The sequence below is a fragment of the Paraburkholderia sp. GAS199 genome, assembly GCF_050436585.1.
Taxonomy (GTDB): Bacteria; Pseudomonadota; Gammaproteobacteria; order Burkholderiales; family Burkholderiaceae; genus Paraburkholderia.
The window spans coordinates 353,006-378,020 of sequence record NZ_JBNDMM010000001.1 but is presented as its reverse complement, the minus strand read 5'-3'; the positions used below and the strand labels follow the sequence as shown (position 1 = coordinate 378,020).

The window sequence follows — 25,015 nt, the reverse complement described above, 5'->3', positions numbered from 1 at the left end:
GGCCGTCTACCCGTCAGCCGCCGCCGGGCTTGCTCGGGGTGAATTTGCGCCGAGGGTCGAGTACGCTGCTTTTCGTAATAAGTGCTGGCGGCGCGATTTTCAGGCCGTGCCGCAATAAGCCGGCGAGCCGCGATTCGTCACTTTGAAAGGTTCAACTCTTCGCATATCGACACGCGGCATTCGCATGACTGAGACGTTGCGACATCATCCCGCACGTGCCACCTCGACGCCTTCGCCAAACTCCTCCAGCAAAAAATTGATGAAGGCGCGGGCCGCTGCCCGGGTCGCGCGTCCGAGGGGAAAGTAGGCATGCACCTTGGTGCTGAGCATCGACCAGTCCGCGAGGATCTGCACAAGCGATCCTTCCTCGAGTTCGCGGCGGCAGGCCCAGTAACCTATCGATGTAATACCGAGGCCGGCCTTCGCACCGGCAACTGCGCCCTCGTTGTCGCTGAACGATATGTTGGGTTCTAGCGGAATCGTGGTGGTGACCCCTTTGTGCGTGAACATCCAGGCGGTACTGACCGTGGCCGCAGGTCCATAGACGATCCGGTGACCGACGAGCGCGTCTGGTGACATGGGGGTGCCGCATCGGGCGAGATAGTCGGGGGAGGCGACGATCAGCCGTGCGTAGCTGGTGAGCAGGCGCGCCGTCGCATTGGAGTCCGGCAGGGTACCGATGCGGATGGCGACATCGACGGCATCACGTACAAGGTCCTGGCGACGATCGTCGAGCAGAATCTCGATCCGTAGCAACGGATGGCGTTCAGCAAAGCGGGGAAGCCGCGGAATGATCTCGCGTACGCCGGCGGTCGTCGGCATCCCGACGCGCAGCGTTCCGCGAAGTTCGTCCTGTCGGACGCTCTGTCCGGCATCGTCGAGTTGGTCGAGCACGGCCTCGACACGAATCAGATAGTCGGCGCCTGCCTCCGTCGGAATCACGGCGCGCGTTGTCCGCGCCAATAGCAGCGTACCCAGCTCGGCTTCGATGTCGGCGACAGCGCGCGAGGCCTGCGATTGTGAGATTGAAAGCTCCCGCGCGGCGGCGGAAAAGCTTTGCAGCCGGGCAACCCGGCAGAAGATCCGCAATGCGTTCATGTCCATGGTCTTCCCCTAAGCGGCTTGGCTTCGATCTATGCAAATCGAGGATGGATCATAACCTCGTTTCATGGCTAGTGCAGGCGAAAGCCGCCCTCTATATTGACTCCATAGCAGCAACAAACCGTCAATTCCGGCAGGCCGTCAGCTTCCAGCTCTGCCCGTCGGAGCACAGAGGATTGAACCATGAACAGCATCAATCACGATACAGCGCCGACTCAATTCGTCGAAGCCAACGGCATCCGTTTCGCTTACCGCCGGTTCGGCAAGCAGGGCGGCGTGCCGCTGGTCTTCAATCAGCATTTCACGGGCACCCTGGACCACTGGGATCCGGCCGTGACCGACGGTCTCGCAAAGGATCGCGAAGTGATCCTTTTCAACAATGCCGGCGTCTCCAGCTCGTCCGGCGACACTCCGACGAGCTTCCAGGAGATGGGTGCCAATGCCATCGCTTTCATTCGCGCGCTGGGTCTGACCCAGGTCGACGTGCTTGGCATTTCGATCGGAGGCTTCGTGGCGCAGGAGATCGCGCTGCAGGGCGGCGATCTCGTCCGCAAGATCATCCTCGTCGGCACGGGGCATCGCTCGGAGGACATGTCGGAAAGCCGCTCGGCGGCAATCTTCGCCGGCAGCTACGACCCGCCCGAACATCTGTGGCTGTCTGTTCACTTCGCGCCGTCGGAAGCCAGCCAGAAGGCCGGCCTCGCCTTCCTCGAACGCAAGCTGCGCCGCCAGGATCGCGATCCGCAAGTGAGCGCGCAGACCATCGCCGCTCAGGGCGAGGCAATCGGCAAGTGGCATGCGCCGAACGATCACGCGCTGGAGTATCTGAAATCGATCCGGCAGCCCGTGCTGGTCGTCCAGGGCAGCAACGACGTCATCATTCCGACGAAGCATTCGTTCACGCTCCAGCAGCATCTGCCGAACGCGCAACTGATCGTTTATCCGGACTCCAATCACGGATCGATCTATCAGTATCCGGATACGTTCGTCGCCAATGCGACGACCTTCCTCGACGCCTGAAACGAGCCGCTGGCCCCTCAATCGGGCCAGCGGCCTCCGACGCGACGGAGCGACAGATGGCTAAACCTCGGCAACTCCACCTCGGTGCTTTCATGCGCCCGGCGGCCATCCACACGGGTGCGTGGCGTTATCCGGGCGCCGATCCGCAGGCGAACTTCAGCCTCGATCAGATGCGCCGTTCGATCCGGCGACTGGAAGAGGCGAAGTTCGACGCTTTTTTCATGGCGGATCATCTGGCGTTGTTGAACATGCCAACCGCAGCGCTCATGAGAAGCCACACGGTGACGTCGTTCGAACCGCTCACGCTGCTCTCGGCGTTGTCGGCGGTGACCGAGCGCATCGGGTTGGTCGCAACCGCCTCGACAACCTTCGACGCCCCTTACCACGTTGCGAGGCGATTCGCGTCGCTGGACCACATCAGCGGTGGTCGGGCCGGGTGGAACGTCGTGACGACGGCGAACCCGGATGCGGCGCTGAACTTCGGCTATGAATCGCAGATGCACCATGACGATCGATACGAGCTTGCACGCGAGTTCGTCGATGTCGTCACCGGTCTCTGGGACAGCTTCGCCGACGATGCTTTCGTCAGAGACACCGAAAGCGGGGTGTTCGTCGATCCCGCACGAATCCACGCAATCGATCACACAGGTCTCTCACTGAAAGTGCGCGGCCCGCTCAACATCGCGCGGCCGCCGCAGGGTTGGCCCGTAATCGTTCAGGCGGGTGCTTCACCGGCGGGCCGTCATCTCGCGGCACAAACCGCCGAGGTCATTTTCGGCGCGCCGCCGACGATAGAGGCCGCACGCAGCTTCAACGCCGATATCCGTTCGCGCATGGCTGCGTTCGGTCGCGCGCCCGACACGCTGCGATACCTGCCTGGCGCTTTCGTGGTCGTCGCCGACAGCATGGACGAGGCGGTCGAGCGCCGCGCGATGCTCGACAGTCTCATCCACTATGACAGCGGCATCGGCTCCCTGAATGCGATGCTTGGATTCGACGTCTCCAGGCACGATCCCGATGGACCATTGCCGGACATTCCGGAGACTGAAAGCGGTCGCTCGCAGCGCGAGCGCATGGTCAATCTCGCCCGGGAGAAAGGCCTGACGATCCGGGAGCTTGCGCGAGCGGCCGGCAGCTATTCGGGCTTCGCTTTCGTCGGTACTGCGACATCCATCGCCGACGAAATGCAGGAGTGGCTGGAGACTCAGGCTTCTGATGGCTTCAATTGCATGTTCCCCTGGATTCCAGGCGGTCTCGACGAAGTGGTCGACAAGCTTGTCCCCGAGCTTCAGCGGCGCGGATTGTTCAGGCGCGAATACGAAGGCCGCACCTTGCGCGAGCATCTCGGGCTTTCGCGGCCTCCCAACCGTTTCTTTTCGAACGAGCCCATCGCGACCGTCTGATTTCATTCTTCGATAACGCAACGCGAATTCCCGCACGACGAAGTTTTCAACTTGCAGTTCCAACGTGACGGAAACCAATCGGGCGATCTACATGCCCGCTACACATCTTTTACTTAATGGACAGAATCATGGCAAACACACTTCAAGGAAAAATCGCTCTTGTGACCGGTGGCTCACGCGGTATCGGTGCCGCAACCGCCATCCAGCTCGCGGCAGAAGGGGCCACTGTAGCGCTCAGTTATTCCGCCAGTGATGCCGCGGCCAAAGAGGTCGTCGCTGCGATCGAAGCATCGGGTGGGAAGGCTATTGCGCTGAAGGCGGACCAGGCGGACGCAGCAGCGGTCAAAGCATTGATTGCGGAAGTCGTCGAGCGATTGGGCGGGATCGATATTCTTGTCAATAACGCTGCCGTTTTCGTCACGGGGACGGTAGCCGAGACCACGGATACCTCGGGCTTCGAAAGACAACAAAAGATCAATTACGAAGCCGTGGTCACCGCGATTCGGGAAGCCTCGCGGGTAATGGAGAGCGGCGGCCGGATCATTTCGATTTCGTCGGCCCTCGCCTGGCGATCGACCTGGCCCGGTCTCGCTGACTACAGCGCAACGAAGCGCGCCATTGAAGGCTATAGCAAAGGCGTCGCGCGGGATCTCGGCCCGAAGGGCATTACCGTCAATGTCATCGGCACGGGTTCAACCAATACGGAGATGAATCCCGACGACAGCCCGTTTGCCGAGGCACAGGCAGCCGCCACTGCGCTCGGACGCTTCGGTCGGCCAGAAGAGATCGCTTCGGTGGTCGCCTTCGTGGCGAGTCCTGCGGCGAGCTTCATTACCGGCGCGATTATTCCCGTTGACGGTGGTTATAGCGCGTGACGCGATACGAGCCACGCGCTGCGAATTCGCAGTGTCGTGGTTCGAATGACTGGCATCTTTTTAACTGGTTATTTGAGGTATTGGAAAATGAATGATTCGCCCGTAGTACTTGTGACAGGAGCGCTTGCCGGAATCGGTCGCGCCACAGCGATTGCCTTCGCTAAAGAGAAAGCTCGGCTGGTCCTTTCGGGCCGTCGATTCGACGAAGGCAGGAAACTCGCAGAGGAACTCCGTTTGTTTGGTGCCGAAGTGGAGTTCGTGCAGGCGGACGTGCGCTTCGAGGACCAGATGCAAGCGTTGGTCGACAGCGTCATTGCCCGTTTTGGTCGCCTGGATATTGCAGTGAACAGTGCCGGTTACGAAGGCGAGCCGGCACCGATCGTCGAACAGCACATCGATCAATACGCTGCCGTGTTCGATACGAATGTTCTTGGCACGTGGCTGGCGCTCAAGCATGAGATCCGCGTCATGACAGCCCAGGGCGGCGGGAGCATCGTCAATGTATCGTCGACGATGGGTATTCGCGGCGCGGCGAAGAACGCGCTTTATGTTGCCAGCAAGCACGCCGTCGAAGGTCTCACGAAATCCGCTGCGCTCGAGGCGGCCGCGTTCAATATTCGCGTCAACGCGGTCGCGCCTGGGCCCATCCAGACAGAAATGCTCGACCGCCTGACGGGTTCGGAATCGGTCAAGGCGGCGATGCTCGCCACCGTGCCTCTGAAGCGTGCGGGAACGCCGGAAGAGATTGCGGACGCGATTGTTTTCGTGGCGTCGGGGAAGGCGAGTTTTATGACGGGAGAAGTGCTGCGGGTGAATGGAGGACGGACTGCTGCTTGAGAGTTGTGTGTAGGCGGTGCGTGGTGGCATGACGTTGTTCGCTCGTCTGCAGGCGGAAAATGCAAGGTCGATTCAGGGGCGCAAATGCGGTGCCCCTGATCAGTCGCCGTTGTTAACGCGCTTCGACGGCGGAGCTGCTTAATGCGTTGCGAACACCGAACGCTCAGCAGGCAGCGCCGGCCTGAACGACAAAGAACGAGCGACGCAGCACGAAGCCGAGTCTTTTATACAGTGCGATAGCGTCCACGTTGTCGCTGTCCACATGCAGAAAAGGCGTCGCCCCGCGCAATGCAATTTGCCTGCTGAGGGTTCGCACGAGACGTGCGGCCAGCCCTTTGCCGCGCCATGCATCATCCACGCAAACGGAGCTGATCTCGATGTAGCCATCGAATTGCATGCGCTCACCAGCCATGGCGACCAGGTTGTCGCCATCGCGCATGCCGATGTAGTTGCCCGTTTCGTGGGTCCGCGTTCCGAATGGTCCGGGTTTCGCGCGCTGTGCCAGCGCAAGCATATCGACGGCGTCTTTGCCACCGAGCCGCAACATGTCCGGGTCGTCGCTGTCCTTTTCGGGAACCTGCGTTGCCACCATTTGATGGATGACACCCAGGGTTTTCGTGTTTGGGATGCCCAACTTACTGGCATCGCTATCGCACAGCAGGCCGACAATCTCATTCTTATGCAACAGGCTGCCCAGCGCCTCGAAAGCTGCGGCTGTTTCGGACGCCACTGCCGCGAAGGGCGCGACATCAGGCGCATAGCGTCGTGCGAATTCGTCACCGGTTCCAAGATGCGCATGGGTCGATGTCAGCGCTGCCCAGATCGGGCGATCGAGGTTCGTCCATTCGCGAGAACTCATACCTGCTTGCCCCAATAGAAGCGTTGTTCGTCCCGGCCTGCAAAATCGGGATCGACGTAGATATGCAGCTGCGAAATCAGATCGCCTCGAAACCGGAACACGTTGCAGAAACGCCCGTCTGTGGAACCATGTACCGGCCAGCGCGTGCCGTCTTTCATCTCGCCGCTTTCCCAACCTTCCGCCACGACGACATCGCCGGCCACGATATAGGTGTATTCGTCGGGGTAGTGCTGCAGGCCCGCTAGTTGCGCCTGCAGGCCTTGCACGAATTGGGCAACCGCTTGCTTGCCGGAGCGCAGTCCGAATTTGGGGAAGTAGAGTTCGATGTCGTCCGTGAACATCTCGATGATGGTCGCGTCGCCTGCGTCACCTTTGCGAAAGTACTCCTTGACGCGTGCGACCCGTTGATTCGTTTCAATGCCTGAGTTCATTGTGTGCACTCCATGCTGTTGCGGGCAAGCAGATGCGTGACGCTCACGCTGCGCCCGGATAGTCGATATACCCGCCCGCGTCGCCCTGGTACCAGGTATCCCGGTTCGACGGAGCGAGCGGTAGCCCATCTTTGATGCGGCGCGCAAAGTCCGGATTTCCGATGAATGCTTGACCGAACGAAACGAGATCTGCGCCGCCGGATGCGATGACGGCGTTGCCCGATGCCTCGTCGAAACCCAGGTTCGCGATCAACGTGCCGTCGAAGCGGCTGCGGTAATAGGCCACCGTGTTCTGCAAAACGTCCACGGGCGTGCCGGTCAGATCACCCGCGGCATTTACGACCTGAAGATGCGAAAGTGCGAGTTCGTCGAGCCGGGCCACGAGATAGTCAAAGGTCGAGACGGTCTCGGCAGTCGGTCCAAAGCCACCCATCCGCACCGTGGGCGCGATCTTGATGCCGACGCGTCCTGCGCCCCAGACTGCGATCAGCGCATCGAGAATCTCGAGCACGATGCGCGCCCGGTTTTCGGCGCTGCCGCCATAGGCGTCGGTTCTCACGTTTGACGCGCTGTTGAGAAACTCAGGCAAGAGATAGGTGGTCGCTGCGTGCAGTTCGACACCATCGAAGCCCGCCGCCAACGCGTTGCGTGCGGCTTGCGCGTAGTCATCGATGGTCTGGCGGATCTCGGCGACGGTCATCGCGCGTGGCGTGACGGTGTCCTTGAAGCCATCCTGTGTGAACGATCGCTGTTGCGGATTGATCGCTGATGGCGCAAGTGGTAATTCGCCATTGAAGAAGTCGGGGTGCGATACCGCGCCTGAATGGGCAAGCTGGGCGTAGATCCGGCCGCCTTCGGCGTGCACCGCGTCGGTTACGGCGCGCCAACCCGCTACCTGCTCGTCGCTAAACAGGCCCGGCACGTTGATGAAACCCACGGCGCGACGGCTGATCCAGATGCCCTCGCTCATGATCAGGCCAGCCGAGGCTCGTTGGCGATAGTACTCGACGTGTAGATCGGTCGGCGTCAGGCCGCGGTTTCTGGCGCGGCCACGCGTCATCGACGCCATGACGATGCGGTTCGGCAGTTCGATTGTTCCGAGTCGGTATGGCGACAGCAAAGGCTGTGTGGTCGAGATGTTCATTTCAATAGGCTCCTGTCAAAAGCGCGGCGCCGTCAGTTGGCACAAGACCACGCAGCCCTCGCTGATTTCCATTTGCCGCATGTTTGCGGTGACAGGCTTATAGTTGCATTATTCGTTTTATCGCAGTAGTCATACGCTTCGACTAGGATTTATTCGCCCATCAAATGAATGATCGTTTTTCCGCGTTGGAAGTATTCGTGCGGGTTGCCCGCGCCGGCAGCTTTTCGGCCGTTGCGCGCGAAACCGGATATTCACAGCCGAGCGTGTCGCGGATCATCCACGAGCTGGAGACGCGGGTGGGCGTTTCACTGCTGACGCGTACCACCCGTGCGGTGACTTTGACTGAAGCGGGCACCGAATACCTTGCACGCGCCGAGGCGATCCTCGCGGACCTCGACGAAGCAGACCATGCCGCGCGCGGGACGGGAGAACTGCGCGGTCTGCTGCGCGTGGGCATGTCGTCGTCGATGGCGACCCGCACGGTATTGCCTCGCCTCGCGCTGTTCACTGCTCCGCATCCCGGGTTACGCGTTCAGTTCGTGTTGACCGACGAGCGACAGGATCTGGTGACTGAATCCATCGACGTGGCGGTTCGGGTCGGCCCGCTCGCCGACTCGACCGGTGCGGTGGCGAAGAAGATCGGTGTCATGCAGCGCGTGCTGGCGGCTTCGCCGGCGTATCTGAAGCGCGCAGGCACGCCGCGCAAGCCTGCCGACCTAGAATCGCACGCGCTGATCGTCGGCCTTGCGGCGCGGGCGCAGGACGCGTGGACATTCGAGAAGAGCGGTCGCACCCTATCGATCCGCGTCGAAGGCCAACTGTTGGTCAATGGCAACGATGCCGTGATCGCATCGGCCGTCGCCGGGCTCGGAATTGCCTCGTCGGGCCATCTTGGATTTCGTGGCGAGCTTGACAGCGGCACGCTGGTCCAGGTGCTGCCCCAATGGAAAATGGGTTCTGCGGACATCAACGTGATCCTTCCGGGTGGCCGTGCTGCGAAACCATCCGCGAGAGCGTTTGCGCAGTTTATGGCGACGGCGTTCGAGGACGTGCTGAAGAACGCGCGATGAGGCCGTTGCCCAGAGTCAGGCGAAGGCGCCGCTGTCAGGTTTGCATTAAACGCGCTACGTGCATGGCTTGGCGGCGCGGTGTCGGCCACGAATGGTCAAGCGGCCGCAGCCTTCACATCGCCGACAATGGTTATATTTGTCCGGTCGATTAGCCGACAAGGTTTGCAAGGGAAGATACGCAACATGTCAAGAACGAATCGCCTGTTTGAACTGATCAACGTGCTGCGCGCGCGCAAGACGCCCGTCACGGCTCAACACCTGGCGAGCGAACTGGGTGTCTCGCAACGGAGCGTGTACCGTGACATCGAAACGCTGCGTTCGCTCGGAGCCCCTCTCGACGGACAGGCGGGTATTGGCTTCTGTTTGCGAAAAGGGTTCTTTCTTCCGGAATTCGCCTTCTCGTCGGACGAACTGGACGCGGTGATCCTTGGATTGGACTGGGTGCGGCAGCGGGCCGATCCTGCCCTGGCGCAAAGCAGCGAGAGCGCTCTGGCGAAAATACTTTCTGCACGAAACAACGATTCATCGAAGAGCGACGAACCTACCGCCGTCTTAACGGCGGCATCGGCGTCCGAGCGGATAGACCCATCGCACGTCGCGCTGTTGCGACAAGCCATTCGTCGGCAACGCAAGGTCTCGATACGCTATAAGGACACCCACGGCTCGCTCTCAGATCGGACCATCTGGCCGATCGCTATCGTCTATTTCGACGATGTGCGCATTCTGGCGGCCTGGTGTGAGCAGAGAGCGGCGTTCCGGCACTTTCGCGTCGATCGTTTGCACGTCACAACGGTTTCCGAGGAATGCTACCCGGGACGACGTCAGTCGCTGTTGATGCAGTGGCGGCGTCAGGATCGTGACTGGCGTTCGATGCTGACAGTTTCTGACACCTCACCGCGCTAGCATTTGACGGATGCACTCATTCAGGGGTGCCCTGTCAAAAGGAGAGGTAAATGGTTTCGTTGTCACCTGCCGCAATCGACGCGTTCCTGAGCGAGAACGATGATTCGCCCGTTGTCATGCTGAATCTTCTGCGGTTCGAGCCCACTTCCGGCCGGGAGAAATACCTGGATTACCTGCGAATGGCTACGCCAATCCTGGCTCGATTTGGTGCAAAGATCGTATTCGGAGGCGATGGTCTGGCGGCACTTACCGCGCAGCCAGAACAAAAGTGGGATGCCGTTGTTCTGGTTCAGTATCCGCGCCGATCCGCGTTCAAAAATATGATTGAGGATCCCGAATACCAGGTTGCGTTTAAAGTTGGCGTAGCAGCAATTGCCGATATCGTGCTCCAACCTCTGAAACGTATCGACAGTCTGATGTAACGCATTCGTTCCGTTGGACTGCGCTTCGCAACCCGCCACCGACGATCAAACTGGACAAGCTACCCTCGATTCACTGCCCAGCGACCAAGCCGATCCGACATGTCCTTACGCACGAACCGAGCTTCCTCGATCAGCGTCCCCTCCGACGCAGCGCCATCGGAGAACAAAGCGACGTCCGCGCCGGCTCCTCAGCGCAGAAACAGCGCGCCCGCCGTTCTGGAAGGTTTGCCAAGCCGGAACTCACAGCCGGCTGCGGAATCACAAGCCCCCGTTGGCCATCTCGATCAGGATCGTCTTAACGCCTTTAACGAAAAGTTTGCGCAGACTGTTTTGCCACAGCGACAACAGGCGACGGCCGGTTCGCAACTGCATCATTCGGGCGATAAAAGCCGGCCCGTTACGCTTGGCAACGTCATGGGTCATGAGCTCGATACGAATCACAGGCCGACGCGGATCGTTCAGAACGACGAGGCCGGCGGGATCTGGAAGAAACCGGGATCGCAGAATGGCATGACTGGCAAATTCAATTTTGCTGCGGACGAGAAAAAAAACGTATTTGTCGGCAAGGAAGGACAAGGCGTTCGACATCCGCATCTGGCGAATTCACTGGATGGGCGTCCGACGTATGCCGGCGAAGTTGTTCTTCAGAATGGCCGGGTAGAGGCATGGAACAATAATTCCGGTCACTTCCGGCCGCCGGCGAATCTGTCGCATCAAGCGCCATTTCCCGCCGATCGGTTCTCGCCTCAACACATACGAAACCGAATCCAGAGTGAGACGGGCAACAGGTCGATGAACTGGTCGGTTGCGGACCAGGCAGTCGCCCAGCAGCGTGTGGCTAATGGTAAAACTCATCTCGACCCCGGCAAATACGCAGACAACAAACTGACGAAAAAGCTAAATCTGTCGCCGGGGCCGTTCAAGGAGACGGATGAGTCTGAGTCTGAATCTGAATAACTGTCGTGACAGTCGGCCGCCTGTTTTTTTGCGCAAACTCAGCGAGGCACTGCCTTCGCGTCTGCGTCAGTCAGGGTATTCAGAAACGCTACCACGTCGCGAATATCGGAGTCTGACCAGACCGGTTTGCCGCCCAGGTGATTCGTCATCGGCTCGGTTTTGACATCCACGTTGCTGCGCAGATTCTTCGGCAGATCGTCGAACTTCACGACCTGGCCGTGAGCGTCTTTCGAATACCACTTCTTCGGATTCGTGTCGCGCTCGACGTAGAAACGCATCGAGTCTTCCAGCGTATGGAACACGCCATTGTGGAAGAACGCGGCTCGCGTGGCGACGTTTCGAAGCGTGGGCGTGCGGAACATGCCACAGAACCATTTCTGCTTCGTCTGATCCTCGCGCAGCGGTCCACACAAACCCATGTCGAAGAAGTTCGGATCGCGGTTGGCCGGAATATGCATGTTGCGCGGCACTCCCAAGGTCTGGAAGTTGTAGTCCGTCAAGACGGGATGCGCGCCGTGAGCGCCTTTGTTGATCAGGTGACAGCTTGCGCAGTTGCCTTTGTCCGGGTCGCTGAACAGTGTCAGTCCGTGCGCTTCCTGCGGCGTCAACTTGTCTTTGCCGTCGAGTACGCGGTCGAACTTGCTCGAGTACGGCGCAAACGACGGATCATTGAACTGGAATGCCTGCAAGGCCTTTCCAAGATCTGCCAGCGCTTCAGCGGGTTGCGAGAAAACGTTCTGGCCGAATGCATCGCGGAACTGCTGTGCGTAGGTGCTTTTGCTCAGTTTCTTCGCCACATCGTTTGCATCGGTGTTCGCCATTTCATCCGGATTGAGCAGGGGAAACGCAGCCTGCTGCGCAGGGGCGTTATAGCGGCCATCCCAGGTGTATCCGCCAATAGGCTGATTGTCGCCGTCCTCCAGACGCTCTTTCAGGCTATTTGCCTGCGTGAACGTCCAATAGGGCACAGCACGCAGATAACGCAGTGACGGTACCGAGCGCAGTCCGGCGCGATCCATGTTAGGACCACCCAGCTGGACAGACAAACCATTCGGCGGTCCATAGGCATTCGCGGGGCTGTGACACGAGGCGCATGACTGCTTGCCGGACGCCGACAGCGACGGATCGAAGAACGCTGCCTTGCCGATGGCGACCAGATCGGACGCCGCTATTTTGACCGGGGCTGCCTGAGCAGCTGGCGCATCTTTGCCGCATGCAGACAGAAGAGAAACGCAGAGGGCCGTCGCGAGAACAGCCCCTGAAAAAAATTGGCGCATAGCTGACTAAATGAGAATGCCCGGTTCGAACATCGAACCGGGCAAACGACGACGGAGTGACGGTGAAACCGTCAGGGATTAGCGGTTATCGATGTTGGCCGACGTGAAGATCGGTTTGAGCGATGCATCGTCGGCATAGCCGAGATATGAGCCAATGCCGAAGTTGTCTTCCAGCGAATGCAGCAGCGCGTAGTGGTTGTAGCCCGTGGTATCCACGTGACCGCCCTTGATGAACGGCGACAGCAACAGCGTACCAACCTGATCGCCGCCGACTGCAAGGTAGTTCAGCGCAATCGACACGCTCTGCACCGAAGCGGGCAGCGTCGCCGGGTTGATCCCCAGCAGGCTCGCCTGAGCCACCGGCAGCGTGGACATCGTGACCTGTTCCGGGCGCGTCACGTTCGGTCCCGTTTGCTGGTTGCAGCCAGGGCACTGGTTGCCCTGTTCCGGCTCCAGCACGGAGAGCGTCCTGCCGTCGCCACTGAGTTGCGTCGACGGCGTAAGGCCGGTCACCACGCCTTCATCGGTGGTGATGATGATAAGACCATCCTGCTTGTAAGCGGGCGACGCCTGGATCAACGGAATGGTCTTCTTCAGAAACGCGTCGATCGAAGTCAAACCGCCGGGCTGACCGTTGGCGCAGCCCTTGCCGGCAGCACCCGTACCGTCGCCGTCGTGGCCGTCGTTACACAGGTTCGGCGTGATGAAGGAGAAGTTCGGCGTCGTGGCGATCGACTGAAGATCCGTTGCCAGGTTGTCTTGCAGATTGACGACGCGCGCGTCGCAGTTTGCCAGATCGTCGATGGTCGAATGGAAGTACGGGAACGGATTGTGACGCGTGGCGTATTCGTCGCCCGCCACGTCGCCCGAAGCCGAAGGCGCCTGCGCGGCCTGCGTGCCGTCGACCGCCTTCGTCGGATCGGTGCCCGCAAGCTGCGCGGTACGGCGCGGGAACGAACAGGTCTTCGTGCCGTCACGGTTCAGGTTGTTACCCATGTCCTCGTTATAGCTGCGCCACGTGAGCTTGGCCTGCTCCATCTGGTTGCCCAGATGTTGCACGCGAGCCGGGAACACGCAGCCACCGCCCTTGTGACCGTTGACGTCCGTGCCCGCCTTGAGAACTTTGGGATTCGACGAGTCGTTTCCGTTGTCGACGATGTCGGACCACACCTGGAAACAGTCCGTCTCCGTGTCGTGCGTCGACGGCTGACCGGACACCATCGAAATATAGTTGTCCAGCGACACGTGGCCGGTGCCGAAGTAGTTGGCGAGGAACGTGCCCTGCGGCATCAGCGATTTAAGATACGGGTCCTGAGTCGAATCAGATGCCGTCGTGCCATACGTCGATTCCGCGCTCTTGTTCTCGAGCACGATAACCCACACGTGTTTGATTGCCTTGTTCGAGGCGACGGTTGCGATGTATTGGTCGCTGGCGGCTTTCACCACGGTGTTGCCGTTGGTGTTGAAGTCGCCCAGCAAAGCGTCCGGCGTCGTGCCGATCTTGCTCGCCAGTTGCGTCTGAGCATCCGACTGCGACAGACCGCTGTCGATCAGTTGCGAGAGCTGGGTGGTGATTGCGCTGATGGAGGCGACACCGCGCGGCGAACGGAACGTCGCCGTGTTGTTGAACGTCGTCCCCATGTTCTTGCCGGATACGTCGTTCTCCGTGGCGCCATTCAGGTCGGCAACGAGATACTTCCACGAGCCGTTGCTCGTATCGGTAATCGAGAACTTGCCCTGGGCATCCGAGCGCGCGACCGGCTCGCCCTGGTCGCATTTGCCGTTGTTGTTCACATCCAGGCAAACTGCCGCGCCCTGGATATAGCTGCCGAGCACCTGACCCGTTACCTGCGGTCCGTTCGAGCCATTGATGCTGCTTCCGCAAGCAGACAACCCTGCCATTACGCCGATGCTTGCCAGCATCGTGAGCGTACCCCTGCGCAACCCTGCGTTTTTCACAACCTCTCCTCGTTATAAGCCGGATATGCCCGGCGATTTTCAACTCGCGGGAAGTTTATGTAAGTTGTGTTACGCGGCCGTTAAGGATTCGTAGGTCGCGCTGCGATCAACTGCGTGAGGGTGTGATATCCAGTCCGCATATGTGTGTGCGGTTTATTGTGCCAAAAAACTAGACAGTTTATCTTGCAAGTTAAACTGTCTTAATCTAAGCTTGGAACATGACCCGCTCCCGTGAATCCACTCCGCCGCTTGAATCCGTCGTCTCCGAACTGACACTGGCTGTCGGGCAGCTGTTGCGTCGGCTGCGCAGCGCCAGTCCCGGCGATCTCAACCTGTCGCAGTCCAGCGTGCTCGCGCGGCTCGAACGCGACGGTCCGATGACTACCGCCGATCTCGCGCGCGCCGAATCGATCAAGCCGCAGTCGATGAAGACCATCCTCGCGGGTCTCGAAGAAGAGGCATGCGTCGAACGGGAACCGCATCCCACGGACGGCCGCCAGATCCTGTTTTCCATCACGCGCAAGGGGCTGGCCGAACGCAAGCGCCGTACTGCGGCCAAGCGGGAATGGTTGCTGGCGCAACTCGAACAGTTCGACGCGCAAGAGGTCGCGACACTTTCTGCGGCCATTCCACTTATTAAGCGTCTCGGCGATTCCACGCCTCCCTAGCATTTCCTGAAAGGACAAACCATGAACTTCGTTGCGATCTTTTTCGCAGGTGCCTTCATGTGCAATGCAATGCCGCATCTCACCGCAGGTCTGCGCGGCGAGCTGTTTCCTTCTCCATTTTCGACGCCGCGTGGCAAGGGGCCGTCGTCGCCGCTGGTCAATTTCTTGTGGGGCATGCTGAACGCGCTGATCGGTCTGGCATTGCTGATTCACCATCCGTTCGTGCCCGGCGTGAACGTCGATAGCGCGGCGCTGCTCGTCGGCGTGCTGGTGATGGGTGTTTTCTCATCGCTTCATTTTGGTCGTGTGCGTCGCGAAGGACTGTTTTGAACGCGACGTCCCACGACCGGCTCGATCCGCTGGTCTGGAAAATCACCGCTATCGCTGCCATCGGTTCGTTGCTCGCGCAACTCGATGCGACTGTCGTCAACGTGTCGCTGGCAAGCCTGGCGCAAGATCTCCATACCACGCTGCCGGGCATTCAGTGGGTGACGAGCGGCTATCTGCTCGCGTTGACGCTGGTGCTGCCGCTCAACGGCTGGTTGATCGACCGGATTGGCGGCAAGTCGCTTTATTTGTGGTGTTTCTCGTCGTTCACGCTCAGTTCGCTCCTGTGCGGCTGTGCGTGGTCGGCCAATTCGCTGATCGCGTTCCGCCTGTTGCAGGGCGCAAGCGGTGGTTTGCTCGCACCAATGGCGCAGTTGATGATGAAACGCGCGGCGGGCAACCAGTTCACGCGAGTGGCCGGCTACGCGACCGTGCCGATATTGCTCGGGCCGCTGCTCGGCCCCGTGATCGCCGGCGCGATTCTTCGATATGCGTCGTGGCGCTGGCTGTTTCTCGTCAACGTGCCGGTCGGCGTGCTTGCCCTGGTGTTATCGGTGTGGTTCCTGCCCGATGATCGTGAGGTCCGTCAGCCGCGCGAACTGGACTGGCTAGGTCTGTCGCTGCTGTCGCCCGGGCTCGGTTTGATATTGTTCGGCGCAGAGCGACTCAACCAGCACACGGGCATCGCGACGATGGTCGCGGGCGCTGTGTTGCTCGTCATTTTTCTGCGGGTCGAGGCACGCAAGGCGGGACGGGCGCTGATCGATCTTGGCCAGTTTCGCGAGCGCACGTTTTCGGTGGCTGCGATTGCGCAGTTTCTGTCCAACGGCGTGATGTTCGCGGGACAGATGTTGATCCCGCTCTTTCTCATCCAGGCGTGCGGGCGTTCTCCGTCTGCGGTGGGCTGGCTGCTTGCGCCGCTCGGTCTGGGGATGATGCTCGCGTTTCCGGCACTCGGATTTTTGACGGCACGGTTCGGCGGCCGCGCGGTCGCGACGGGTGGCGCGCTGTTGGCGCTTGTTGCGACGCTGATGCTGGCGTGGCTGGCGTCACGGCCGCTGCAGGTCGCGATGCTCGTTCCGACGCTGTTCGCGCGCGGCGCGGGGATCGGCGCGATGGCGCTGCCGGCGGTGTCGGCGGCGTACGCGTCGGTCGAGCCGCGCAATTTGCCTATGGCGACCGTGACGCTCAATATCGTGCAGCGGCTTGGCGGACCGACTGTGACGACGCTATGTGCGCTGGTGTTGGCGGAATTGCTCGATGTGCGGCTGACGGTTGCGGGGTTGAATGCGTGGGCGGCGACGTTTTTGTTGCTTGCGATGCTGCATGCGGTGATGGTGGCGACGGTAGTTTGGTTGCCGGGGCGTGGGGGGAGGGGGGTGTGACACTGCAGGTTGTTTTCTGGCGTCGGGTTTGCTCATTGATCAGCGGCTCTGTCGGCGCTTTTGCGGTGGTCAGGTCATCCTGACCCTCGACGCTTCAACGGTCGCTTTGCGATTGGATCGATGTCTGCGCGGTATCGGTTGCGGTCCGCTGTCGTCTGACCGGGGCCGTCAGGAACTGTCGTCCACGATCACAAGATAGCACGTCGATTAACGAGCGCCATTCCGCCATTCGACGGAAAGAACACGAGCACAGTCGCGTGTGAGCCCCACGCTTCGCCTGCACACGTCAGCACGTTTTTCGCGTGATCTGCTCCGGCGAGATCTGTGTCACCCTTGCACGAATGCGCAACAGTGACACAGACTGTCTTAGTCATCAGCCACTGCGCCGAATCCGTGAGCGATTCCGATCGGCATGATCGAACTCGCCGGAACCCACGATCAGTTATTCGCAAACGTGATCTTGAAGATCCGCGCCCCGAACCCTCGCGTACCGGCATAAAGGTTGCCGCCGCTGTCGGTGGCTAGCGACGTAATGAAGTCCGTCGTGTTCGTAAACTTGTACGAAACAACGCTGCCGTCGCCGGCGATACGGTCGATCACCTGAATGCCGGATGTGTAGATGTTTCCCGCCTTGTCGACGGCAATCGTGCCGGTCTTTTGCAACTGGCTGGCGATCGTGGTGACCGTGCCGTCCGGTGCGATTTTTCGAACCGTATCGACACTTCTGACATACAGATTGTCGTTGCTATCGATTGCAAGGTCGGGCAGCGCATAGAGCGTGAATGTGGCAGCAGTGCCGACGCCATCCTGATTGCCGGCCGTACCGCTGCCAGCAAAAGCCGTCCAGGTGTTGCTGCCGACGTTGAACTTGACGATACGGTTGTTCACCACATCTGCCAGAAAGAGCGCGCCGTGGCTGTCCATCACAAGACCACCGGTGCCGACCGAAGAATTCGCTGAACTTTCCCAGTTCGCAAACAATTGCTGGTAGGCGCCTGCCGCCGAGTACTCTTGCAGCGACGTGACAAATGTGGGCGGAGAGGCTGAAATCGCCTGTGCATAGCCCGACCCATAAATGTTGCCGGCCGGATCGATGGCGACGCCGTCCCAATTGCCCTGAGTCGTCAATGTGGTGACCGCGCCTGCCTGCGTGACCTTTCGAAGTCTGCCTTGATCGGACAGGATGATATTGCCGGTCGAGTCCGTTGCGAGATGGCCACCGCCCCAGAGAACGGCGGCTGCGCCCGTCCCGTCGGCGGGACTCAAATTTGTGGTCGACGAACCGGCGATGGCGATAACCGACAACGCGGACGTCGACAGACCACTGCCGGACGCCTGCCCGGTTGTGACAACATCGACCGCCGGACCTGTCGCACTAGCCGGTACGTTGACGAATGCGCCTGCCTGAGTAATGACGGTATCTGACGACCCACTGATCGTTACTATCGTTCCGTTTGGCGCAGTAACGGTGGTCCCGGCAGGCACGTTCACGGAAGTGTCTGCCTTCATGGTCAGGCTGGAGCCTGCTGCCAGAGTAACCGGCGACGTTGCCGATGTGGCCGAACTCGAGTTGCTGGATCCGCCTCCGCAAGCACTCAAAAATATACCGCACCACACTACGAAAATTGCGCGTACATAAAACCGCATGTGTTGTTCCTCTTTTCTGATAATTCTGGAATCGGCGTCGGTCGCGACAGTCGATGGTTATTTAACGCGCGGGGCGCGAGTTTAATAATGTGGAGAGCGCCGCCATTCTGAATAACTGCCGCATCTACAGCAAGTCACGAATTATTACGTGATGTGAAAATCCTTTCGGTGACCTTTCCGTTCGGTAGAACCACATTTATACGTGTGGATGGGATACGTAGCTTGCGTCGTTCTTCAGCACGTTTGAGGTCGAGAATTGCTTATTGGCAAATGATTGCGCAACGTCGGAAGAACGAGCGTGATTGAGAACCGTTGCGACAATCGACAGGTCTGGGCGGATAGCCGATCGGGGAGTGATAAGCCGGCCGAACGAGGCGCGTGTCAGGCGGGGAAGAGATATTGCAAGCGACTCCGCGAGAGACAGCTTCGAATCGAAGGAGCGACATCAACCATCGAGCCGTTGCCTCAAACGCGAGCCCGCAAAATCGAGAAATGCTCGCAATTTGAGCGGTACCTGTCGTTGCCCCGGATAGATCAGACTGACGGGCGCTCGCGGCAATTCAAACTCATCGAGTAACGTCACCAGCGACCCAGCCTTCAGCTGCTGGTCGATCTGATACGACAGCACGCGCGCGATGCCAGCGCCTTGCTCTGCGGCCACGACAGCGCCGTCGATCGAGTTCACCATGAGCCGCCATGTCACCGCGACGCTTTGCAGCACACCACGATTGCTAAATTCCCAGGTCGTGCCCGCCGTCAAACCTTCGTAGCCTACACAGTCATGCGAGGCGAGATCGGCGGGTGTGGTTGGTGTGATCCGGTCTGCCAGATAGCCGGGACTCGCGCAAAGCACCTGCCGAATTTCTCCGACCCGAAGGGCAATCATGCTGCTATCGGGGAGTTCTCCCGTTCGCAGCGCCACGTCGACGTGCTCGTCGAGCAAACTCACGTTTCGGTCGGTCAACTGGACCCGTACACGAATGTCCGGATAGGCGCGCAGAAATTCCGCAATGACTGGCAGACCGTGAATGCGGCCCATCACCTGCGGCATGCCGATCACCAGTTCGCCTTGGGGAGCGAGATATTCGCCCGCGGCCTTGCGCTCGACCTCGGCGACTTCTTCCATGATTCGCCGGCATGAAGCGACATACGACTGGCCGGCGTCGGTCAGCACGAGCCGACGGTTGCCGCGCAGAAGCAGCCGGATCTTCAGATGTTCTTCGAGTTCCGACACGCGGCGGCTGACGGTCGCCAGCGGGATGCCGAGCTGGCGGCTAGCGGCGGAAAGACTGCCGTGATCGACTGCGGCCAGCAGGATGGTCATCGCTTCGAAGCGGTCCAAAGCCTTTCTCCCATGGAAGGATGCCTCTCAAATTTACCGTCTATTCGACAAATCCGGAAGGGAATAAATTCTGTCGCGTGGCTGGCGCGACTGCCGGCGAACTGAGCGAAAGGCCTACCTGGGCTCAAGTTCAGACCTTTCCTGTCGAGGCACCCTATGGATTTCGAAACTCTCACCGTTCATCGCGAAGGCGCGGTGCTGTTCGCCAGCATCGACGCACCCCCGATGAATCTCCTCGGTCCCGAGCTGGTCCGGGATCTCGTTTCATTCATTTCTGAGGCTGAGGCCGACAACACGGTCCGCGTGATCGTGTTCAGGAGCGCCGATCCGGACTTCTTCATTCCGCACGTCGATGTAGGCCGCATCAAGGCGTATCGCGACGAAGCGGCGAAATTGACGGGTGAAGCTTCCATCGCGGTTCTGTTCCGCTATCTCAGCGAGAGCCGGCTTGTCAGCATCGCGCAGGTCGAGGGACGGGTGCGGGGCGCGGGCAGCGAATTCATCCTCGCATGCGACATGTGCTTTGCCGCGCGGGAGACGGCGATCTTCGCGCAGATGGAGCCGGCGTTCGGCGTGGTTCCCGGCGGCGGTGGCGCCCAGCACCTCGTGCGGCTTATGGGCCGCGCGCGGGCGCTCGAAGTCATGTTGAGCGCCGACGACTACCCCGCGGATCTGGCGGAACGCTACGGCTGGATCAACCGGGCGCTCCCTGCCGACGCGCTCGCCGAGTTCGTCAACTCACTTGCGCATCGGATCGGCCGGTTTCCCGGTGCGGGCCAGGTCGCGGTCAAACGCCGCGTCAATTCGATTGCGCTCGCACCGATCGAGGACTTTCGCCGCGACTCGGATCTGTTTGGCGAAGGCGTTCGCGAGCCTGCTGTACAGAAACGCATCCAGGCCGCGATAACGGCCGGCTTTCAGACCCGCGACGCGGAAATCGATCTCGCCCGGCTGTTGGGCGAACTCATTAACGACTGAACAAGGAGGACATCATGAGCTTTACCAAAGAAGAAATTCGCTTCCCCGTGGAAGGCGGGGTTGAACTTGCCGCATGGCTGTTCGTTCCTGAGCAGCGGGGCGCGCCGCTTCCCGCCATCACGATGGCGCACGGCTACGGTGGCACGCGTTATCACGGCATAGAACCGTTGGCCGAAACCTTCGCGAAAGCGGGATTTGTCGTGCTGCTGCACGACCATCGCGGATTCGGCGATAGCGGCGGCGAGCCGCGTCAGGACATCAACCCGTGGCAGCAGATTACCGACTGGCGTCGCGCGATCTCGTGGCTTGAGGACCGGCCCGAAGTGGATGAATCACGCATTGGGCTCTGGGGAACAAGCTTCGCAGGCGGTCATGCGATCGTGCTGGGTGCGACCGAGCGACGACTCAAGGCTATCGTGTCGCAAGTGCCGACAATCGACGGTCATGCGGCGGGGCTTCGTCGCGTCACGCCCGACGCCGTCGCGGAACTGGAGGCGCGTTTCGCCGCCGACGATCGCGCCCAGCTTCGCGGTGAACCGCCAGCCATGCAGCAGATCGTGAGCGAGGACGCGAGCCGTCCTTCTACCTACAGCGCGGCCGATGTCGTGAGCTTTTATCTGCAACCGGTGCCCAGCGGTGTTTGGGAAAATCGCGTGACGCTGCGTTCCACTCGATGGGCTCGGATGTATTCGCCGGGCGAGTACATCGAACGGGTATCGCCGACGCCACTGCTCATGGTGGTGGCCGAGCACGATCACACGGCGGCCACGGACCTCGCGCTCAAGGCCTATGAACGCGCGTTGGAGCCGAAGCGACTGGTGATGATCAAGGGCGGCCATTTCGACCCGTACCTTGCCGAGTTCGAAACCGCATCGCGCGCCGCGCTCGACTGGTTCAAATCGCATCTTTGACCGGGAGTGGCTTAAGTTCTGGCCGTTCGAGCGATGGTGGCGTCGGTTCGCGTTTGTACGTACCCGTCAATTCTGGTTGCGTCGCACGGCGACGTAATAAATAGAGTTCGCACAACCAGATGGGTATACAGTGGGCAGGCTGTCCTCACGAGGGGACCGACGTCTTAGAGGTAGTGATGCGATCAGATATCAGCAAAGCTTTTCCGTCCGTAGCAAATGAGCCTGCTTACAAGCAAAATCGCCTGGCAAAAATTATTATCCTTAGACCTCACGACGTTGGGGCGCCAGAACGGGGGCGCATCAGCTACTCACGCGTCGTTTCTATCACACATAAGTCGCGATATTTAACTCCCCCAAAAAAAAGGATGATTGTGGCGCTCCATTTTCCCAATCCGAGTCGAAGCTACCACGCCGCGCGGCATTGCGTGTGTTTCTGGGGATACGACGGCTCTCGGGAAATCACATTCGAGGTCGGACGCAAGACGCTCAACGACCTGAAACCCACGCTTGGATCTGACGAGGGCTCGTGTCTCGCGGCATTTGACGAATTTCGCGAGAAGCTGTTTGAGACTGCGAAAAAGCGATACATCCGCGGTCCGCAGAATAGGTATTCGATCTGATCCAGGCCACATACCGGTCTGGTGATCCCTGCAATGAGTCGTCGCGGGGCGCCGACGTCTGCGTATTGCCACGCGGGCATGCGGATCAAGGTTGCCTTTCACGAAGCGGGCAACTATCTACCGAGGTTCTCAGGTTCACGGCGAATTGACTCCAGGGCGACAGTAACCCTGAGGTATTCGGCTCACGAGAGAACCGCATGCGACTGGGCAACGACCGCTTCATCCAACGCTGGGCTTGTCCCCTCGCTGCAGAAATCTTTGGACAGGCCGGAATCGACGTGCTGTCTGGACACGCCGATTGAGCATTGTTATTTGCTCAAATCTGTTGGAGTCCTCTCCGGAGTGAGTTGCACCAGAATCTCGATGCATAATCCAACGGCTCGGGAGCATCAGTCGTAACACCGGAGGTGCGCCAATATCCACAAAAACCGCCCTTCTAAAATGCCGCGCCTTCGCTCAGTCATTGAGGCGAGGAGACGCATTGCAGTGCCTTCGACGTATCGAATAGTCCTGACGCTAATCGGGCCGCAGCGTAATGGGCGGCACGACGGTCTCGATCCGGCCAGTTTTCACGTCGTACACGAGGCCGGTCACGTTGAAGCCACCTGGAAGATTCGGATTGGATCTGAGCGCCTGCACGTCGATCGCGACTGCCTTGTACGGATCGGTGATCGCGAGATCATCGAGTTTGTCATCCGCGACACCCATATACTTCGAGAGCAGTTTTGGCGCGTGATGATAGCAACCGTTGATTCCGCAATCGGTATGCTGAAGAACTATCAGATTCCAGCCGTCACCAACCGGCTGTCCGGCCGCTCTCGAAACGGTTCCGAGAAGTGCCATCGTTTCGAGCAACGCCGGATTCACACGGCCTCCAACGTTGCGGATCACTGCAGCTTCGCCTGGCGCCAGCTTCAGCACATCCATTGGGTCGACTCGAGGGTCGACGCAGCCGATGATCATCGTTTTGCGCGACGGCATCATTTTCAGATCTGCGGAGAAACCACTTTGTGTGAATTCGGCATTGCGACTGGCAAGCGTTTCGAGAAAGTCCATGACGGCCTCTATTGTTTGACGTGAGAAAGTGGGTTAAGCGCGCTGCGGCAAGCGTGTAGACATCGCGGCTTGCAGCCCCTTCGGATCGGCCACGAACGCTTCGTGAACGGCACGCGTCTGCTTGCCGGCAACGATTTCGTCGTTTCTGCCGTTCTGGATTGCATCGAGTGCGTCAGCGACGACTTCTTGTGGCGTCATGCGCGGCTCAGGCAGCTTTGCCCCCATGTTCGTCTCCGTCTGGACTGCGAGCACGCCCACCACCTGCGTGCCTTGCGCACCTAGTTCGGCGCGCAGGCTGCGGGTGAGTGAGAGGCTCGCCGCCTTGGAAGCCGAGTAGGTTGCAGCCATCGGCAAGCTGACTAGCGCGAGCATCGACAGCATGTTGATCAATGCGCCGCCGCCGCCTTTGGCCAATACCGGCGCAAAAGCCCGGGTCAGCGATAGAGTGCCGAAGTAATTGACTTCCATCTCACGACGGGCGTCGTCCGTGTTCGCTGCAGCGATCGCACCTTGAAAGGCGGCGTAGCCCGCGTTGTTGACCAGCAGCGTGACGTCCGCTGCAATCTTCGCTGCGGCGGCAACCTGGTCAGGATCGGTGACGTCGAGCGGCAACGCAACGAGCCGGCCGTCGCCTTCCTTGAGGAGGTCTTTCAGCGAAGTGGTGTCCCGTGCCGCGACGTAAATCTTCGCCACGCCACGGTTCAGCAGTTCAGCGACGAATTCCCGCCCGATGCCACGATTGGCACCAGTAACAAGTGCGACAGAGTTGGAGATTTCCACGATGATGTCCTTATGAAATTGATAAAAGAGAGGGATCGGATCGGGTTCCCTGGAGAGTCGCCGGATCCAGCGCATGTCATTAGCCGTTGAGCTTGTCGGCGTGAAGGAGAGCGAATTCACCGACCGTCATTGAACGTCTCCCGGTCAGTTTTTCGATATTGTTGTCCGCGCCGGACATACGCCCATTCTGATAGTCCGCCATTGCGCCGCGCAGATGCTGGACGATGTACGGCGGCACACCCATGGCGGTGATCGAGTCGCAATACTCGTCGATCGGCAAATCCTGAAAAGCGATCTTGCGTCCAAGTGCCTCGGATAACTCGGCGGCCATCTGCTCATGGTCCATCTCGACCGGACCTGAGAGCGGAATTGTCGTGCCGATATGCGCCTCCGGACTTTTCAACAGCGCAGCGATGGCCCGGCCCTGATCGTCTGCTGAAATCGGCGAGTGGCGTCCCTTGCCGACAGGCATACGCAGAACGCCTTGCTGCAGATACGGCAATTGCCATGGATAGAGCAGCCACTCGAGGAAATAGGTGGGGCGAAGATGAATGACGGGAAGGCCGGACCAGTTGAGAATTTCTTCGGCAAGGTAGGTGTCGCGGCAGGAGTCGCTGCTGGATTCGCGGTTCGCCGAGCGCTGCGACAGGTTGATGACCGTCTTGACGCCGGTTTCCTTCGCGGCCTGCGCGAAGTTCACTGTCACGTTGATCAGTCCCGGTTGCACGGGCCACACGAGGTACGCGGCATCCACGCCCTTCATGGCGTCGCGGATGGTGTTGATCTCGAGCAGGTCGCCAACCACGACCTCGGCACCTAGCGCCTCCAGTGCAGCTGACCGGTCATCTTTTTTATGCACCATCGCCCGTACATCGAGACCCAGCGCGATCGACTCGCGAACCGCTGCGCGACCTGTGTCACCGGTAGAGCCAGTAATCAGAACTTTCTTTAACATGATTAATATTCCTTAGTAAATTGACTTGAACGATTTCAAATATTCATCTACGCGCTGAGAGCGCTATGTGTTGCAGTGACCAAGCTCG

General features: G+C 59.8%; 25 protein-coding genes. 14 read left to right on the top strand and 11 right to left on the bottom strand.

What is annotated here, in order from left to right:
- Positions 1–204: 204 nt before the first annotated feature.
- Complete coding sequence (locus P3T18_RS01610; protein WP_429298158.1) at positions 205–1,104, bottom strand: LysR substrate-binding domain-containing protein; 900 nt, start codon at positions 1,102–1,104, stop codon at positions 205–207.
- Positions 1,105–1,284: 180 nt separating this feature from the next.
- Here P3T18_RS01610 and P3T18_RS01605 point away from each other — a divergent pair, with 180 nt between their 5' ends.
- The 4 genes from P3T18_RS01605 to P3T18_RS01590 all read left to right on the top strand — a co-directional run bounded on the left by P3T18_RS01605 (position 1,285) and on the right by P3T18_RS01590 (position 5,236).
- The gene (locus tag P3T18_RS01605) at positions 1,285–2,121 is read left to right on the top strand and encodes an alpha/beta fold hydrolase (protein WP_429298157.1); all 837 of its coding nucleotides are present in this window, start codon (positions 1,285–1,287) and stop codon (positions 2,119–2,121) included.
- Between the two features lie 56 nt (positions 2,122–2,177).
- On the top strand, positions 2,178–3,524 hold the full coding sequence (locus P3T18_RS01600) for an LLM class flavin-dependent oxidoreductase (protein ID WP_429298156.1): 1,347 nt from the start codon (positions 2,178–2,180) through the stop codon (positions 3,522–3,524).
- 128 nt (positions 3,525–3,652) lie between these two features.
- On the top strand, positions 3,653–4,399 hold the full coding sequence (locus tag P3T18_RS01595; RefSeq protein ID WP_429298155.1) for an SDR family NAD(P)-dependent oxidoreductase: 747 nt from the start codon (positions 3,653–3,655) through the stop codon (positions 4,397–4,399).
- Positions 4,400–4,486: 87 nt separating this feature from the next.
- Positions 4,487–5,236, top strand: a complete 750-nt coding sequence (locus P3T18_RS01590; RefSeq protein WP_429298154.1) for an SDR family NAD(P)-dependent oxidoreductase — start codon at positions 4,487–4,489, stop codon at positions 5,234–5,236.
- Positions 5,237–5,399: 163 nt separating this feature from the next.
- Here the strand turns inward: P3T18_RS01590 and P3T18_RS01585 are convergent, their stop codons facing one another.
- Genes P3T18_RS01585 through P3T18_RS01575 form a run of 3 tightly spaced genes read right to left on the bottom strand, consistent with a single transcriptional unit; the run spans position 5,400 to position 7,670 of the window.
- Positions 5,400–6,095, bottom strand: a complete 696-nt coding sequence (locus tag P3T18_RS01585) for a GNAT family N-acetyltransferase (protein WP_429298153.1) — start codon at positions 6,093–6,095, stop codon at positions 5,400–5,402.
- A complete protein-coding gene (locus P3T18_RS01580) occupies positions 6,092–6,526 on the bottom strand; it encodes a nuclear transport factor 2 family protein (RefSeq protein ID WP_429298152.1) in 435 nt (144 codons plus the stop codon). Before P3T18_RS01580 ends, P3T18_RS01585 begins: the two co-directional genes overlap by 4 nt.
- Positions 6,527–6,569: 43 nt before the next feature.
- Positions 6,570–7,670 carry an alkene reductase gene (locus P3T18_RS01575; RefSeq protein WP_429298151.1) on the bottom strand — a complete coding sequence of 367 codons (1,101 nt, stop codon included), beginning with the start codon at positions 7,668–7,670 and terminating at the stop codon, positions 6,570–6,572.
- Between the two features lie 164 nt (positions 7,671–7,834).
- Between P3T18_RS01575 and P3T18_RS01570 the strand changes: the two genes are divergently transcribed.
- The 4 genes from P3T18_RS01570 (at position 7,835) to P3T18_RS01555 (ending at position 11,022) form a co-directional block, all read left to right on the top strand.
- Complete coding sequence (locus P3T18_RS01570; protein WP_429298150.1) at positions 7,835–8,740, top strand: LysR family transcriptional regulator; 906 nt, start codon at positions 7,835–7,837, stop codon at positions 8,738–8,740.
- 183 nt (positions 8,741–8,923) lie between these two features.
- Positions 8,924–9,643 carry a helix-turn-helix transcriptional regulator gene (locus P3T18_RS01565; protein ID WP_429298149.1) on the top strand — a complete coding sequence of 240 codons (720 nt, stop codon included), beginning with the start codon at positions 8,924–8,926 and terminating at the stop codon, positions 9,641–9,643.
- 50 nt (positions 9,644–9,693) lie between these two features.
- Complete coding sequence (locus P3T18_RS01560; RefSeq protein ID WP_429298148.1) at positions 9,694–10,065, top strand: DUF1330 domain-containing protein; 372 nt, start codon at positions 9,694–9,696, stop codon at positions 10,063–10,065.
- 99 nt (positions 10,066–10,164) lie between these two features.
- Positions 10,165–11,022 carry a hypothetical protein gene (locus tag P3T18_RS01555; RefSeq protein ID WP_429298147.1) on the top strand — a complete coding sequence of 286 codons (858 nt, stop codon included), beginning with the start codon at positions 10,165–10,167 and terminating at the stop codon, positions 11,020–11,022.
- A gap of 38 nt (positions 11,023–11,060) precedes the next feature.
- Here the strand turns inward: P3T18_RS01555 and P3T18_RS01550 are convergent, their stop codons facing one another.
- Positions 11,061–12,170, bottom strand: coding sequence for a cytochrome-c peroxidase (locus P3T18_RS01550; RefSeq protein ID WP_429299018.1), 1,110 nt, complete (start codon positions 12,168–12,170; stop codon positions 11,061–11,063).
- 207 nt (positions 12,171–12,377) lie between these two features.
- Positions 12,378–14,258 carry an alkaline phosphatase family protein gene (locus P3T18_RS01545; RefSeq protein ID WP_429298146.1) on the bottom strand — a complete coding sequence of 627 codons (1,881 nt, stop codon included), beginning with the start codon at positions 14,256–14,258 and terminating at the stop codon, positions 12,378–12,380.
- Positions 14,259–14,476: 218 nt separating this feature from the next.
- Between P3T18_RS01545 and P3T18_RS01540 the strand changes: the two genes are divergently transcribed.
- Genes P3T18_RS01540 through P3T18_RS01530 form a run of 3 tightly spaced genes read left to right on the top strand, consistent with a single transcriptional unit; the run spans position 14,477 to position 16,638 of the window.
- On the top strand, positions 14,477–14,926 hold the full coding sequence (locus P3T18_RS01540) for a MarR family winged helix-turn-helix transcriptional regulator (protein ID WP_429298145.1): 450 nt from the start codon (positions 14,477–14,479) through the stop codon (positions 14,924–14,926).
- Between the two features lie 21 nt (positions 14,927–14,947).
- Entirely contained in the window at positions 14,948–15,256 is a 309-nt protein-coding gene (locus P3T18_RS01535; protein WP_429298144.1) for a hypothetical protein, read from the top strand.
- A complete protein-coding gene (locus P3T18_RS01530) occupies positions 15,253–16,638 on the top strand; it encodes a DHA2 family efflux MFS transporter permease subunit (RefSeq protein ID WP_429298143.1) in 1,386 nt (461 codons plus the stop codon). The genes P3T18_RS01535 and P3T18_RS01530 overlap by 4 nt, the downstream gene beginning before the upstream one ends.
- 438 nt (positions 16,639–17,076) lie before the next feature.
- Here the strand turns inward: P3T18_RS01530 and P3T18_RS01525 are convergent, their stop codons facing one another.
- Together P3T18_RS01525 and P3T18_RS01520 are read right to left on the bottom strand one after the other, a co-directional pair.
- Entirely contained in the window at positions 17,077–18,147 is a 1,071-nt protein-coding gene (locus P3T18_RS01525; protein WP_429298142.1) for a hypothetical protein, read from the bottom strand.
- 583 nt (positions 18,148–18,730) lie between these two features.
- Positions 18,731–19,627 (bottom strand): LysR substrate-binding domain-containing protein, encoded by an 897-nt coding sequence (locus P3T18_RS01520; protein ID WP_429298141.1) that lies wholly within the window; start codon positions 19,625–19,627, stop codon positions 18,731–18,733.
- 156 nt (positions 19,628–19,783) lie between these two features.
- On the opposite strand from P3T18_RS01520, the gene P3T18_RS01515 reads away from it, so the two are divergent.
- From P3T18_RS01515 to P3T18_RS01505, 3 genes are all read left to right on the top strand, one after another.
- A complete protein-coding gene (locus tag P3T18_RS01515) occupies positions 19,784–20,605 on the top strand; it encodes an enoyl-CoA hydratase/isomerase family protein (protein ID WP_429298140.1) in 822 nt (273 codons plus the stop codon).
- A 14-nt stretch (positions 20,606–20,619) separates the two neighbouring features.
- On the top strand, positions 20,620–21,516 hold the full coding sequence (locus P3T18_RS01510) for an alpha/beta hydrolase (RefSeq protein WP_429298139.1): 897 nt from the start codon (positions 20,620–20,622) through the stop codon (positions 21,514–21,516).
- A gap of 119 nt (positions 21,517–21,635) precedes the next feature.
- The gene (locus P3T18_RS01505; protein ID WP_429298138.1) at positions 21,636–22,136 is read left to right on the top strand and encodes a DUF1488 domain-containing protein; all 501 of its coding nucleotides are present in this window, start codon (positions 21,636–21,638) and stop codon (positions 22,134–22,136) included.
- 516 nt (positions 22,137–22,652) lie between these two features.
- On the opposite strand, the gene P3T18_RS01500 is transcribed toward P3T18_RS01505, so the two are convergent.
- The 3 genes from P3T18_RS01500 to P3T18_RS01490 are packed head-to-tail and all read right to left on the bottom strand — an operon-like array spanning position 22,653 to position 24,927.
- The gene (locus P3T18_RS01500; protein WP_429298137.1) at positions 22,653–23,192 is read right to left on the bottom strand and encodes a carbonic anhydrase; all 540 of its coding nucleotides are present in this window, start codon (positions 23,190–23,192) and stop codon (positions 22,653–22,655) included.
- 33 nt (positions 23,193–23,225) lie between these two features.
- Positions 23,226–24,047, bottom strand: a complete 822-nt coding sequence (locus tag P3T18_RS01495) for an SDR family NAD(P)-dependent oxidoreductase (RefSeq protein WP_429298136.1) — start codon at positions 24,045–24,047, stop codon at positions 23,226–23,228.
- Positions 24,048–24,051: 4 nt separating this feature from the next.
- Complete coding sequence (locus P3T18_RS01490) at positions 24,052–24,927, bottom strand: NmrA family NAD(P)-binding protein (RefSeq protein WP_429298135.1); 876 nt, start codon at positions 24,925–24,927, stop codon at positions 24,052–24,054.
- Positions 24,928–25,015: the final 88 nt, after the last annotated feature.

Bases quoted from the DNA above. Each gene is read 5' to 3' on its own strand.
- P3T18_RS01575 (WP_429298151.1), bottom strand. From the start codon at position 7,670: ATGAACATCTCGACCACACAGCCTTTGCTGTCGCCATACCGACTCGGA.
- P3T18_RS01515 (WP_429298140.1), top strand. From the start codon at position 19,784: ATGGATTTCGAAACTCTCACCGTTCATCGCGAAGGCGCGGTGCTGTTC.
- P3T18_RS01510 (WP_429298139.1), top strand. From the start codon at position 20,620: ATGAGCTTTACCAAAGAAGAAATTCGCTTCCCCGTGGAAGGCGGGGTT.
- P3T18_RS01555 (WP_429298147.1), top strand. From the start codon at position 10,165: ATGTCCTTACGCACGAACCGAGCTTCCTCGATCAGCGTCCCCTCCGAC.
- P3T18_RS01585 (WP_429298153.1), bottom strand. From the start codon at position 6,095: ATGAGTTCTCGCGAATGGACGAACCTCGATCGCCCGATCTGGGCAGCG.
- P3T18_RS01595 (WP_429298155.1), top strand. From the start codon at position 3,653: ATGGCAAACACACTTCAAGGAAAAATCGCTCTTGTGACCGGTGGCTCA.
- P3T18_RS01610 (WP_429298158.1), bottom strand. From the start codon at position 1,104: ATGGACATGAACGCATTGCGGATCTTCTGCCGGGTTGCCCGGCTGCAA.
- P3T18_RS01580 (WP_429298152.1), bottom strand. From the start codon at position 6,526: ATGAACTCAGGCATTGAAACGAATCAACGGGTCGCACGCGTCAAGGAG.
- P3T18_RS01495 (WP_429298136.1), bottom strand. From the start codon at position 24,047: ATGCGCTGGATCCGGCGACTCTCCAGGGAACCCGATCCGATCCCTCTC.
- P3T18_RS01590 (WP_429298154.1), top strand. From the start codon at position 4,487: ATGAATGATTCGCCCGTAGTACTTGTGACAGGAGCGCTTGCCGGAATC.
- P3T18_RS01600 (WP_429298156.1), top strand. From the start codon at position 2,178: ATGGCTAAACCTCGGCAACTCCACCTCGGTGCTTTCATGCGCCCGGCG.
- P3T18_RS01540 (WP_429298145.1), top strand. From the start codon at position 14,477: ATGACCCGCTCCCGTGAATCCACTCCGCCGCTTGAATCCGTCGTCTCC.
- P3T18_RS01505 (WP_429298138.1), top strand. From the start codon at position 21,636: ATGGGTATACAGTGGGCAGGCTGTCCTCACGAGGGGACCGACGTCTTA.
- P3T18_RS01535 (WP_429298144.1), top strand. From the start codon at position 14,948: ATGAACTTCGTTGCGATCTTTTTCGCAGGTGCCTTCATGTGCAATGCA.
- P3T18_RS01490 (WP_429298135.1), bottom strand. From the start codon at position 24,927: ATGTTAAAGAAAGTTCTGATTACTGGCTCTACCGGTGACACAGGTCGC.
- P3T18_RS01570 (WP_429298150.1), top strand. From the start codon at position 7,835: ATGAATGATCGTTTTTCCGCGTTGGAAGTATTCGTGCGGGTTGCCCGC.
- P3T18_RS01560 (WP_429298148.1), top strand. From the start codon at position 9,694: ATGGTTTCGTTGTCACCTGCCGCAATCGACGCGTTCCTGAGCGAGAAC.
- P3T18_RS01605 (WP_429298157.1), top strand. From the start codon at position 1,285: ATGAACAGCATCAATCACGATACAGCGCCGACTCAATTCGTCGAAGCC.
- P3T18_RS01525 (WP_429298142.1), bottom strand. From the start codon at position 18,147: ATGAAGGCAGACACTTCCGTGAACGTGCCTGCCGGGACCACCGTTACT.
- P3T18_RS01500 (WP_429298137.1), bottom strand. From the start codon at position 23,192: ATGGACTTTCTCGAAACGCTTGCCAGTCGCAATGCCGAATTCACACAA.
- P3T18_RS01565 (WP_429298149.1), top strand. From the start codon at position 8,924: ATGTCAAGAACGAATCGCCTGTTTGAACTGATCAACGTGCTGCGCGCG.